Source organism: Nostoc sp. JL34 (assembly GCF_017114945.1).
Lineage (GTDB): Bacteria > Cyanobacteriota > Cyanobacteriia > Cyanobacteriales > Nostocaceae > Nostoc.
Window position 1 is genome coordinate 1 of sequence record NZ_JABXKQ010000102.1, and the last position, 11,451, is coordinate 11,451.

Consider the following 11,451-nt stretch of genomic DNA (forward strand, 5'->3'; position numbering starts at 1 on the left):
ATCAGATTGATGCTCAAAAGACTAGCTGCTAGCTAGCTAAAAAAGATATCAAATGTTTAATAATTCAACTTTTAGTTGATACAGAATTTGGGTGTGATTGGGGTAATTTAGTCATGATTTAGGAGGTGATTTGATCATCGGGTATAAAAGCAATATTTAATACTGTAATGTACTTAGAATTTACGGTTTTGATTTGGTATTAGTGCTATGGAGGTACTTCAGTTAGCCCCGTGGCAATTTGAACTTGGTTGCTGGCAGTTTGCAGTGGACTCTCTACTCAATGAAGTTGAGTATGAATGCTGTAGCGCCATCGAAGAACATCGCCGTAATAGTTTTTTCTCTACGCACTTTGTATGTAAAAAAGCTGTTAAACCCTGTAAAGAAAGTGTTTTACACCACAGTATTTTTCCCATTTCGGTTAAATTGGGAACGATAGTAAAAGGTAATAAAAGATAAAGATATGCCCAAAACTAAGGAGAAAACAGACGTAAAAAAGGTAGTAATTACGATTGACATGGGTGCAAGTAAAACCAAGGCGATCGTTCAAGAGTATCCAGAGGGAAAGCCTGTTGTTTTACTTTTCGACTCAGAAGTAGCAGATATTGCTAAAGCTTCGATTGAGAGCGTTCAACAAGAAGGTAGTCCTGAATCTCGTACTTGGGTAGGAATAGGTGATGAGTATTGCGCCTTGGGAGAGCTTGCCCGTCGTCGGTTTGGGGGTATATCGCAGCTGAAGGAGCTAAAGTACGAACTAGCAGTCCCTAAAATTTGTGGTGCATTTTGGCTGGCTAAGGAAAAGTTGAACCTGGGTAATGATGTTGCAGCTTACTTGAGTGTCCTGCTACCGCCCGGTGAAGTGCAAGACAAAGAACAGTTACAAGTTCGGTTGAAGGATGCCTTTCGAGGATTTGATACACCAGCAGGTAAGATGCGGGTAAAAATGCTTCGTTATGATGCAGCTTCTGAGGGTAGTGGGATATTTTTTCACCGTAGGCGATCGCTTGGCAATAATATGCCTGCTTCGATGTATGTGATGCTTGGTTATCGCAACGCAAGTATTTTCACCTTTCGCAGTGGTTCAATTGGTGCGGGAATAACCAGCAATTTTGGTATGTCTTGGCTGGTGAATAATTTTACTTCCAAGACATCAGGACTAAGCCCTGATAATCCCAATATTATCGAGGTGTTGGTAGAAGCTGGAGTTAGTTGTGACTCCCAGGTGATGCAGAAACTCTCACGCAAGCGCAAAGGTGATGAAATTCAACTTGATGGCGAATTGATGTCCAAGGCTTTATTGCTTGCTAGAGATGAATATTGGCGTGCGATCATCAGATGGTTGCGCTCGAAGATGGATGAGGATATTGAAGAACTGGTGTTTTGCGGAGGGACTGCGGATTACATTCGTCCAGAAATAGACGCTTACTTCCAGAAAGAGGGAATTAAGGTATCCTGGCACGGTAATATTTTTATACCTGATGAGATATCTTCCGGTATTGGCAATCGGATGGCGGATGTCTGGGCGCTCTACCAATATATGATTATTCAGTTTGATGAGTTGACTGGTTATACCCGCTCTGAGGTTGTACTGCTAACTAAATCCACTGAAGGTAATACAAATAATGCAGATGAAGAAGTTAAACGTAAGTATAATTTTACGCCTTGTGAGCGACCTAGTACCTTTATTGCTGTGAACGAGAATGTTTGATTAGCTCAGAAAAAGTAGTGTAGTTACAAGGACTGCAACTACACTTCTGGGATGCTTTTTACGTAACTTCTCAATAACCACTGCATGAATGAGCCGATTACTCGTGGTTAGGTGAGAATAGCTAGTTCTAGGGGGATTGAAAATAATTCCTTGTTGGCAGCGCCTCTTTCTATAATGACATCAGGTAGATAGAGAATATTGTTATCCCGCTTCAATCGAGTACACTTTGAACAAAGACTGTTGTTCAGCGTAGAATCTTCATGGCAAGGTGGTTATATTATGTCAACAGAAGATTTTTCTTCTCAATAAGCTCAAAAAAGTCGCATTAATAGCTGCTGGTTGACACAGCTTTAAAGGTTGAAATCACATTAGAATTATGCCGTTGGTTTTTATACTCAATAACCAGCTTGCACAAAGGCAATAATGCTTTCCTACGGAACTATTAGATTGAGCAAGTGCTGAGTGAATATCTCTTTGACGGTGTATATTTCTTTTTGTGTACAATTCCACAATAGGCAATCTGTGTAGCTAGGTCGATATTACTTGCAGTCAACCTCTGTGTTGATAGCAATCCTTGTTAGAGAAATCAGAAAAATGATATAACATTATCTCAAAATTCTTCGCCCAAACTGATATAACGTTATCTCATGACTGGGAGTCGGAAATATAGTAATCAAGAAAGAGAAAAAATTATGCCTGCCAATTTGACCCTTTCTATTGAGACAAACGCTGGAGGAGTGGCGAAAAGTACTATTTCATACAATCTTGCGTATGAATTGGGTGTTCGTGGCTATTCAGTGGCACTATTAGACATCGATCCTAACGAATCATTGACATTATTTTGCGGATTAGGAGAATTTAAAACTCAGGGAACAATGGCTAATGTTTACCATCCAGACTTTAATGGGAACTGGCCTTTAGTTACAGCTTGGCAAGGTAAGATTGACAAAATTCAAGTTTGTAAAGGCGGAAAAGAATTACACGAAACAATTCGGGAAGTGTCAAAGGATCTGCGTGGAGCTTATACTCTTGCAGATCGGTTGAGTGATTACCCCTTATCTCACGATTTTGTAATTATCGATTGTCCTGCAACATTAGAGCCTTTACCACTGACTGCTCTTGCAGCTTCTAGCCACGTATTAATTCCCATTCAACCTGAATACAAGGCTTCTCAAAGTGCTGCGGCGATGATTGAGTGGTACTATTTCAACTGCAAGCGGCTGAGATTGAAACCGACTCCGAAAATATTAGGTATAGTTCCTACTCGTTGGAAAAGTGATTGGGGAGCGCATAGAAGTATTGTTGAGGAACTTCCCCTAGTCTGTAAGAATTTGGGAATTCAGTATTTTAGCCCAATTCGAGAATCAGCGGATATTCTTAATGCTTCTGGTAGAGGGCTACCTCTGGGAATTTACAGACCCGGCAAAGAGGCAAGAGGAGATTTTCTGCCAATTGTTGATGCACTAGTTAACGAACTTAAGCTAATAAGAGGTTAATCGATGACAAAATTAAACAACCCGAGTGTACTTGGAATGTTTGCTTCTGCTGCTGATTCACAACAGATATTTGGGCTTGAAGAACGAGTAGAAGATTTACAGGCAGAGATTACAAGATTAAAAGATGAACAAGCACAGGGAAAGCTTGCTGAAGAAGAACGTACACTCCTCAATCAAACTATTGAAGACCTACGAGAACATTTGAAAGCATCTGGAATTTTTAAAATTCACTATAGTGAAGTAAGACCCAATCCGAAACAAGCAAGGCAAACATTTACTTCGGATAGTATTCGGAGTATGGCTGTTTCCATTAGAGAAGAAGGGCAACAACAGCCGATTATTTTACTACCGGGAAATCTCATTTTTGATGGAGAACGGAGATGGAGATCCGTTGCAGAAGAGTTACAGCCAGAAATTGAAACACTAGATGCAGTGATGCTTCAGAAAGTTCTTTCTGAAGAGGAATTACATGCACGCACTTTATTAACTAGTCTTCACCGAGAAGGCTTGAATGAGCTAGATTTAGCCGAAGGTTTGATTCAACAGGCTAAGTTAGCTTTGGAATTTGAGCAGGAAGAAGTAGTTAGAGCACTTAGGAGAGCAATAGCTAGATTAAACGCAAAAAAACTTTTGCCCCAATTAACTGAATTGGTTATTTTAACTAGAAAAGAGCAGTCAGAAGGCATTAAAGAATTTAATTTGGACGAAATAGAACAAAGTATTCTTCTGTTGTTACTACGTTTTCAACAAAATCCAGCATCAGTAGATGCAAATGTCTTTCCTTGTTTACGGCTTTCAGAAGACTTAAAAATTGCGATTAGACAATCAGGACTTGGTGCAAACCATGCCCGTTCACTCCAAAAACTAAATTCTAAAAATTTAAAAGTTGAAGAAAGTAAAGCTCTTAAAATCCGACAAGATGCTACATCACAAGTTTTGCAAGAAAGGCTAACAGTCGCTCAAACTCGTTTTCTAGTTGCCCAAACTATTGCTGAACATGCTCCTGAAACAAAACCTAAACCAAGTCACCAAATCAGTTCTCTAATTCGAGATGTCTCAGCAACTAAGGTCGAAGATATCCAGCAAGAGCAACTGAGAGATTTATTGGCTGTATTAGAAGCTAAGGCAAAAGAGATTCGGAAAAAGTTGGACTAATACTATCTCGTCCGACTTAGTTCCCTGAATCGGAGATGTCTATGTAATCTGTGAGTGCCTATCTAAACTACCCAAATGGCTTTCGCCTGAATCCCGCAGAGTCAAACCAGAATTATCAGCGGAACGGTTTCAGCCTGTGAGATTTCTAGACTGCGACAAAGCAGTGATCCGAATTATATTTGAGTGCTGGTACTGCCAACAGGGGATACTTTGTGAGTTTACGGGTGAGCCTGTAGTTGGAGAATATAATGGACGGTCTTCAATCATCCAAATTAAGGTTAAGTGCCCCAACTAGGAGCAAACTGCTATTAGACTGAGTACGGAAGAAGTGCTTTCTACAACAGCGATTCCTTCGGCTTGGACATAAGTAGTTTTCAAAAAACCAAATAATCTTTAATTTGGTCTTGCTCACGTCCTAATATCCCCGATTGAGGTCAAACTTCTCCACAGGATGAAAGCAAACCTATTGCTCCCTCTTCAATCAGATCCAGAAATTCCAGGTTACTTCAGCGATGTTTTTTAGCTACCGCAACCACTAACCGGAGGTTGGCGGGAATCATTTTTTCTTTAGCCAGTTGACCAAGCTTTTGGATTTGGGTTAACTGTGCTTCTGTTTTATTTACCTCGGTAGCTAGTTCAACCCTAGTTGGGGAACGCTCTAGTCGTTGCACTTGAGAATTGTTTTGCTTATCAAGTTTTGCATTGACCTTACAAGTCTTGTGTAGATAATCTTTTACTCTGGCAATAGCCTCGGAAAGCGACCAATTTCTCGTAGATAAATTCCATCTGTATGAGAGCTAGGGCTAGACATCTTGCGGGAAGCTAATTTAATAACAAAGACATTGACAGGAGAGTATAAATCAAACAGTCAACCATTTTAGAGGGTATAGGGAAGCAACGTTTTGAAACGCGGGATTGAAGCAAGGAGCGGAGGCGGAGTGTCTCCGCCTCTGCGCTTTGTATTTCGCGCTATGCGTCTCGAAATAAATATTTTTTTAAGTGGGCTTTAGACCCACAACCAAAGTTTTTTATTCCTTCTTCTCTATTTTTCTTGTAAGTTAATTTCTACTGCGTTGATAGATAAAGATTTCAAAAATTGTTGATGGGGGCTAAGTGGGGGCTATATGTACCCCAAAAATAGATTAGGACTTCGATGAAAATTTGACACCTACATGGGGGCTTTATGGGGGCTTTATGGGGTATATTTAGCTATTTGATATTTTGTACCCCACTTAGCCCCCAAGGGGTATGATAAGCTCTTGAGGTTAGAGAGGGAAGGGGCAGAGTTCTGGAGAAAAACTCATAGCATGTTATTCTTCTCTCCCCTGCTTTCCTGCTCCCCTAGATAATCTGAACAGATAACTTTCACAAATCAAAACGTATTGACTTGATCCCTATGTCAAACATTCACGCCTTGCAAAAAATTTTTCCTGCTGGGTTTGATAACGGTTACGGAAGCCTAAAACTTTTAGTCGATGGCTTTGAAGTAGTTCGTGTCCCCAGCTATATTTCCACAGCCGACATGGAAGATGTACCAGGGAGGGTAGTTTTTAATGGTAGTGCTTACACTGTCGGGGAATCAGCTTTCCGTACAGGTTATCATTTTGACCGGAACACGGATAACAATGAAAACAAAGTCAATAATGCATTATTGACTTTGTTCGGTGCATTGGCACATCTGCCACACCGTAAGGCTTGGCACTTAAAATTAGTTGTCAGCTTACATGATGTTGGTCTGGCTGAAGAAATACAAAAAGTACTAAGTGGGGAATATCAGCCGATACTTGCCGGCAAACAATCAGATGTGAAAGTAGAAGTGCTGAAAATAGTACTAGAGGGGATGGGTGCATTGTTTGGGCATCAACTGCCGAAAAAATTAACCATTTTAGATTTTGGCAATGGCACGACTCTGTATTCTCGTTACAACCAGGGAAAACGAGAAGTTCATACCGCCTACCCCATTGGTGTAGAAGTTCTCATTGATGATATTTCCCAAAAAATGAAACATCTAAATGGGGGAAAAATCGGGGATGCCTCCAAAATCCGATTTTGTCTGGAAATGGGACATACCAAGTACAGCCGTGACATCGATATCAAAGATATATACAGCACTTGTTTGAAAGATTGGTATGAAAAATACTTAAAAAAAGTGGTGAATCTGACACTTGATGCCAAGCACCAAGGGGATGAAATCTGGGCGATAGGTGGAGGCTGCCTCTTACCAGGATTTAAAAAGTTGTTAGAGAAGAACGGGTTCAAAATTCTGGATAATCCGGTAGAAGCTAATGTTTTTGGGCTTCTAGAAATGGCAAAAACCATTACGAGCAAGAATTCACCAAACATATCTGGGAAGTAAAGTTATAACAATGACAGATAAACAAGACTTAGCTCCGGTAAAAATTCGGCTCAAAGAAAACTACCGAGAACGCATATTTGCAGAATCCCAACAACTAGGTAAAAGTTACCTGGAGACGCTTTATTTTATTATTGATTGCTATTTTGTTTTCATAAAGGCTGGATTAGCCACACAACAAGTAGCTTTCACGCCGCTTACTACTAACGAAAACAGACTCCAGCAGCCAATTACCCAGCCATCTACAGACCAAAAACTAGAAGATCCTGATGGCGAAACATTCAGTCTTGATTTTGAATTATAACCGTCAGATGAAGTTGGCAACGGTAATTCCCAACTCGTGGGGTAATTATGTTAAAAAAGCTTTAAATTTAGCTCTTGTGTAAGTATTTCAGTATTTATGTACTATATAAGATGAGTTGATGTCAGCGATTTTACCAAACAGTAGATTTTTATTCTGGATTTCTATAAAAAAATAATGCCAGTACTAACAAGTAACCCTGTATGTACTAGCATTATTCAGTTAATTGGGTCTAGAACGGAGGTTCTTGATCTAGGTCTTCATCTGTCGAAGTAACGTTATCTTCGAGTAGTTCTTTGGCAAAATCGGGAGTTTCAGGCGAGTGAGGGGTTTTACTAACCTGGGTGAGTTCGTTGATGGGTTGTGCTGACATAAAGTTTCTGATTACGAATGTGGCAATCTTTTCTTTGTAATCACCCCTGTTATCAACTAGCAAATCGAGATATCCTTCTGCTGTGCCGTGTACGCCTTCCCCCTGTTCGTTAATAACGACGGCCGGTGCGCCCTTGGAACGGAATGGCATCTCGTCAGCAACTACTCCTTCCTTGGAACGGTAGTAGAATTCGGCGATCCCAAAGGCAATCAAGGAACCTTCTTTGTCGTGGGTAGTGTTCACTGACTTAAGATTGATAGTTGCAGTATTATGAATCATGTTCGTTTTATTTGTAGATTGATTAGATGGTTTATCGCCTACGATTTATAGTACATAGGCGATTTTTAATTTCCTAGAAATTTGCGTTAGCTACAGTCTGTGTTTCGTTTGGTGCAGAAGTGGATGCAGATTCTTCCTTACGGGGTGAACCTAACAATTCAATGGCGTTAATTGTAATTACGGGTTTTTGCCGCATAGTGCCAGAATTTTTATCTGCCCAACGATCAAATCCAAACTCGCCAGTAATTGCAATTTGGGTTCCTTTACGAACGTAATTTCCAATCACTTCTGCTTGATTTCCCCAGGCGACTAAATCAAACCAAAGGGCTTGTTCACTTCTGTAGGGTGGTCTGACTGCAATAGAGATTGAAGCCTTAACTGCACCGGACTCGAAGTATTTCAGTTCAGGTTCTTGTCCGCATCTGCCAACCAGCATGACTTTGTTGATATAGTTCATAACGCGAGGATTTATATATTTCTCTTATTGCTGCGTCAGCATTAGTTCTTTCATGATTTATTATTTTGACGAGTTGTTTTATTTAAACCACATTTTTTTTATTCATACTTATGAGTTATTTTTTGTCCTTGTTTATTGCAAAATTGTGGTTTTTACTAGGGAACGACAAGTTACCCTGTGCTATGGTGGTATCGCAATTAATATGGTCTGTATCTAAAAATTATAAGTAATGACTTATGCTTGAATATCTTCTCCTGAAGCGAGTAAGTATTTGTAAGCTGATGCTTTTGGCTTTGATGTGGATACAGTCGGATGAGGATAGCCAAAACCAGCTGACTTTTGACTACTCATCTTCTTTGCGGGTAGAAAATCTTACCTGGTTAGGAGAAACATCTGTTGGAGAAGATGTAGAGCATTTTTGTGATGTTTCCAATACAACTAGGATAGGAGTTTGGGGAGAAATTCTAGAACTAAAGTTAGTAGATTTAATTGCTGATTTACCGACTTGTTTGCACGATGCGTCATGGTTTGCCTTACTGGCAATTACCATGATGCTAGTAGATAAGGAACTAGACCGAGTATGCGTGCATCCACAAGATGAGTATTTTGCCCGGACTATCGCGCTTGAAAGTTTAGCATATTTAGGTGATTCTTACTTAGCCAAAGGCCATCCTTATTTAGATTTTCCTCTGTCGTTAGAAGATGCTAAGTCGTTACTACCAGCTAATAGAAAGCCAGAACTAGAAATCGAGCTAGAGAAATTTATTGTTGATACTTATGAAGACGATTTTGATGATCGATCTCCAGAGATTAATGAGTTTTCACCCATCTATTTACAAGAGATTTTAAAAGAGTTTTTTATTGAATCTGATTGGCAGGGTGATATCAATCAAGAGGCTGTCGTCCAACTCCAACAGAAGTACGGTTCGCAGTATTCAGAAGGTGCGTTTTCTCCTGAAACTGAGGGACACGAACGTTGGGGGAAAACGCTTGTTTTTCTCAAACAGTTTATAGGTCTGGATTCCAGTTTTATCGAAAGCCAGAGCGATTTATTCCTTGATGATGAATCTCAGGTGGCTGATTTACCTGATTACTTCTGTATCGAGTCTCATTTAGAACGTTGGCAAGACCGAACAGTTGTTTTATCACGGTTGGTTCATACTTTGGTTTATTTCATGCTGGTAGGGCAAAATTATCATCCTAGTCATCTGCAAGATTTGATGGCTATTCCAGCTTCTTCGCGGGCGATATCCAGCTTACAAGCTTATTTGGGTGTAGCTGCTTACAGAAGTGGTTATTACATGGCTGCTTCAAATATTCCTGAATCAGAAGTTGGGTGCAACTGGCTTTTAGAAAAAGCTTTCCCTAGTCTGCGTGATTTTTATCAAACAGGTCGGTTAAGTGGAAAGCAATAATTAATATTCTGCTGTTGGTTTACAAATACAAATTTATATTTATGAAAAACTACTTATTTATAGGATTGTTACTCTTACTCGTTGGATGTTCATCTCCAGAAAAAGAAGATAAAGTCTCGGCTATAGAATCAAATTCTTTACCTACCCCATCATTATCCTCAGCTAATGTTAATAATGCTACGCCATCGCTAAATCCAGAAGCGTTGCCTGATTTATCGAATAAAGAGAAGCTTGGAGAAGTTAATGCAGAAAACGATTTAATTGACTTATTTTATTTTGATGGTAATGGTGTGAAAGTGAGTTTGACTGTAGCAGCTGATAAAGGTTGTTTTGTCTACGTGCGGCGTAGTACTCCAGACCGAATTGGCGAGGTTGAAATTGAGTCATTACGGCGCGAAAAGTTGGGTCTGTGGCGTTCGTATAACACTCAGCGACTTTTAACTCAACCTGCTGGCAATAAAGTAAAGGTTTATTCATCAAGTGAGGAACTTTCTTCTACTTATGAAAATCCTGCTGTATTACAAGAACCCCTTGTGGCAGTGAAGGAATTGAAAGAGCGTGAAAAATCGTTTAAATTACTTTTACGTCAGGACTTGAGGGCGAGTGATTCAGCAAGACGAATTTATGTCAATCAGTGTCAAAAATTAGGTAATTTTTACTATAAAGAAGAACTACCTCCTCTCACAGAGAAGGAGAGGAAGGACTTTGAAAAGAGTGTTGAAAAAAGTACTAACAATTAGTTATGAGAACAGTGACAATTGCTCCATCTTAGTATTACTTTCAGTTGAAGTTGCTGTAACAGTGTGTTTGTTCTTATTTGACGACTTTTTACCCCATCCTTCTTTCGCCGCGTGTTTGACTACACGGGAGCGGATATCAGTAGCCAGGGTTTCATAATTAGAGCGGATTTTGTCATACGAAACCGGAGTTGTACCAATCTTCTCCCAGAGGTTTTCGTAGTTGAAATTCTTGAAAGGTCTGTGCCTGACGAGGGCATCATAACTTGCCCAGAGGTAAACATCTGTCCATTCGGATGATAGCGGCACTTCAAAAGCAATTGGCATCATCAGTGCAACAACTTCGCTGCTAGAAGCGAGTTTACCTACTTCTCCCTTGTCTATCTCTTCTAGCGCTGCATCTAATCTATCGACTGCGATCGCACGCCATACCCAAGACGGAATTGACTGTTGCCAGCCGTTTTGCTGAGTTATAATTGGCCCGACGATGTATTGAACAATTTCACGACTTGCTCCTGCTAGATCGAGTAGACTGGCTGTTACAACTTTGTTAATCCCTTGGCTGGTTAGTAACTGAAGTATCTTTCTAGTGCTAGGAGTAAGAATTTCGCTAGCTTTTTGGCTTTTGCTGTTACGGATGGTTTCTTCGACATCGAATAAGCTTTGCTGCTGGTTCATATTCCTTATGTGTAAATAAATACTGCCAGCTAGAAATACTTCTAACTGGCAGTGCTTTTTGATAATGGATGGGTTTTGCTATGGCAGAAGTAGGTTATCCCAAACGCTTCTAGGAGTAACGTGATGCAGCAATTGCTTCCTTGCTTGAGTGAATTTAGCTAGCAATTGAGTGCTTTTGAATTTCTGCCACCAGTTGTGTTGCAGGTAGGTAAGCAGCCATAATTGTGTCTCGTGATTCCAGCTTGAGATGGAGTTACTCAAACTGAGTGCGTTGAGGATATCGTTGGGAGGCACTTCCAGTTGACTTGTGATTTCTTTTGAGATCGAAGCTAACATTGTGATGTTGGCGATCGCTTAACCAGGACTACCTGAACTCATAGCTAGTATTTTTTCTGTTACCTCGATTTGTTGGTCTTTGAGGACAGAGATAACCTCCTCATCAGTTAACGCTCTTTTATGTCTCTGGTGAGAGAAAAATGCTCTGATTTGCTGAGATTTTTGA

At 40.1% G+C, this 11,451-nt stretch carries 12 protein-coding genes; 7 read left to right on the forward strand and 5 right to left on the reverse strand.

The features are described 5' to 3' along the window. Window positions 1–460: 460 nt before the first annotated feature. The 3 genes from HWQ44_RS18390 (at window position 461) to HWQ44_RS18400 (ending at window position 4,356) form a co-directional block, all read left to right on the forward strand. Window positions 461–1,705 (forward strand): ParM/StbA family protein, encoded by a 1,245-nt coding sequence (locus tag HWQ44_RS18390; RefSeq protein ID WP_292721314.1) that lies wholly within the window; start codon window positions 461–463, stop codon window positions 1,703–1,705. Between the two features lie 692 nt (window positions 1,706–2,397). After that, on the forward strand, window positions 2,398–3,201 hold the full coding sequence (locus tag HWQ44_RS18395; protein ID WP_109013390.1) for a ParA family protein: 804 nt from the start codon (window positions 2,398–2,400) through the stop codon (window positions 3,199–3,201). 3 nt (window positions 3,202–3,204) lie between these two features. Continuing rightward, entirely contained in the window at window positions 3,205–4,356 is a 1,152-nt protein-coding gene (locus HWQ44_RS18400) for a ParB N-terminal domain-containing protein (RefSeq protein WP_292721318.1), read from the forward strand. Window positions 4,357–4,862: 506 nt separating this feature from the next. On the opposite strand, the gene HWQ44_RS18405 is transcribed toward HWQ44_RS18400, so the two are convergent. Then, a complete protein-coding gene (locus HWQ44_RS18405) occupies window positions 4,863–5,027 on the reverse strand; it encodes a hypothetical protein (RefSeq protein ID WP_292721321.1) in 165 nt (54 codons plus the stop codon). A 725-nt stretch (window positions 5,028–5,752) separates the two neighbouring features. Here HWQ44_RS18405 and HWQ44_RS18410 point away from each other — a divergent pair. Together HWQ44_RS18410 and HWQ44_RS18415 are read left to right on the forward strand one after the other, a co-directional pair. Next, window positions 5,753–6,712 carry a ParM/StbA family protein gene (locus tag HWQ44_RS18410; RefSeq protein WP_292721324.1) on the forward strand — a complete coding sequence of 320 codons (960 nt, stop codon included), beginning with the start codon at window positions 5,753–5,755 and terminating at the stop codon, window positions 6,710–6,712. A 10-nt stretch (window positions 6,713–6,722) separates the two neighbouring features. After that, a complete protein-coding gene (locus HWQ44_RS18415; RefSeq protein ID WP_292721327.1) occupies window positions 6,723–7,013 on the forward strand; it encodes a hypothetical protein in 291 nt (96 codons plus the stop codon). A 229-nt stretch (window positions 7,014–7,242) separates the two neighbouring features. Here HWQ44_RS18415 and HWQ44_RS18420 read toward each other — a convergent pair whose 3' ends face one another. Then, window positions 7,243–7,662 carry a hypothetical protein gene (locus HWQ44_RS18420; protein ID WP_029631539.1) on the reverse strand — a complete coding sequence of 140 codons (420 nt, stop codon included), beginning with the start codon at window positions 7,660–7,662 and terminating at the stop codon, window positions 7,243–7,245. 73 nt (window positions 7,663–7,735) lie between these two features. Then, on the reverse strand, window positions 7,736–8,119 hold the full coding sequence (gene ssb / locus HWQ44_RS18425) for a single-stranded DNA-binding protein (protein WP_292721337.1): 384 nt from the start codon (window positions 8,117–8,119) through the stop codon (window positions 7,736–7,738). A 236-nt stretch (window positions 8,120–8,355) separates the two neighbouring features. Here ssb and HWQ44_RS18430 point away from each other — a divergent pair, with 236 nt between their 5' ends. Further along, window positions 8,356–9,534, forward strand: a complete 1,179-nt coding sequence (locus HWQ44_RS18430) for a hypothetical protein (protein WP_292721340.1) — start codon at window positions 8,356–8,358, stop codon at window positions 9,532–9,534. Between the two features lie 41 nt (window positions 9,535–9,575). Continuing rightward, window positions 9,576–10,274 (forward strand): hypothetical protein, encoded by a 699-nt coding sequence (locus tag HWQ44_RS18435; protein ID WP_292721343.1) that lies wholly within the window; start codon window positions 9,576–9,578, stop codon window positions 10,272–10,274. On the opposite strand, the gene HWQ44_RS18440 is transcribed toward HWQ44_RS18435, so the two are convergent. Together HWQ44_RS18440 and HWQ44_RS18445 are read right to left on the reverse strand one after the other, a co-directional pair. Continuing rightward, complete coding sequence (locus HWQ44_RS18440) at window positions 10,275–10,949, reverse strand: hypothetical protein (RefSeq protein ID WP_292721346.1); 675 nt, start codon at window positions 10,947–10,949, stop codon at window positions 10,275–10,277. A gap of 78 nt (window positions 10,950–11,027) precedes the next feature. Further along, window positions 11,028–11,285, reverse strand: coding sequence for a hypothetical protein (locus HWQ44_RS18445; protein ID WP_292721349.1), 258 nt, complete (start codon window positions 11,283–11,285; stop codon window positions 11,028–11,030). Between the last annotated feature and the right edge of the window lie 166 nt (window positions 11,286–11,451).

Bases quoted from the DNA above. Each gene is read 5' to 3' on its own strand.
- HWQ44_RS18400 (WP_292721318.1), top strand. From the start codon at position 3,205: ATGACAAAATTAAACAACCCGAGTGTACTTGGAATGTTTGCTTCTGCT.
- HWQ44_RS18410 (WP_292721324.1), top strand. From the start codon at position 5,753: ATGTCAAACATTCACGCCTTGCAAAAAATTTTTCCTGCTGGGTTTGAT.
- ssb (WP_292721337.1), bottom strand. From the start codon at position 8,119: ATGAACTATATCAACAAAGTCATGCTGGTTGGCAGATGCGGACAAGAA.
- HWQ44_RS18390 (WP_292721314.1), top strand. From the start codon at position 461: ATGCCCAAAACTAAGGAGAAAACAGACGTAAAAAAGGTAGTAATTACG.
- HWQ44_RS18420 (WP_029631539.1), bottom strand. From the start codon at position 7,662: ATGATTCATAATACTGCAACTATCAATCTTAAGTCAGTGAACACTACC.
- HWQ44_RS18430 (WP_292721340.1), top strand. From the start codon at position 8,356: ATGCTTGAATATCTTCTCCTGAAGCGAGTAAGTATTTGTAAGCTGATG.
- HWQ44_RS18395 (WP_109013390.1), top strand. From the start codon at position 2,398: ATGCCTGCCAATTTGACCCTTTCTATTGAGACAAACGCTGGAGGAGTG.
- HWQ44_RS18440 (WP_292721346.1), bottom strand. From the start codon at position 10,949: ATGAACCAGCAGCAAAGCTTATTCGATGTCGAAGAAACCATCCGTAAC.
- HWQ44_RS18445 (WP_292721349.1), bottom strand. From the start codon at position 11,285: ATGTTAGCTTCGATCTCAAAAGAAATCACAAGTCAACTGGAAGTGCCT.
- HWQ44_RS18435 (WP_292721343.1), top strand. From the start codon at position 9,576: ATGAAAAACTACTTATTTATAGGATTGTTACTCTTACTCGTTGGATGT.
- HWQ44_RS18415 (WP_292721327.1), top strand. From the start codon at position 6,723: ATGACAGATAAACAAGACTTAGCTCCGGTAAAAATTCGGCTCAAAGAA.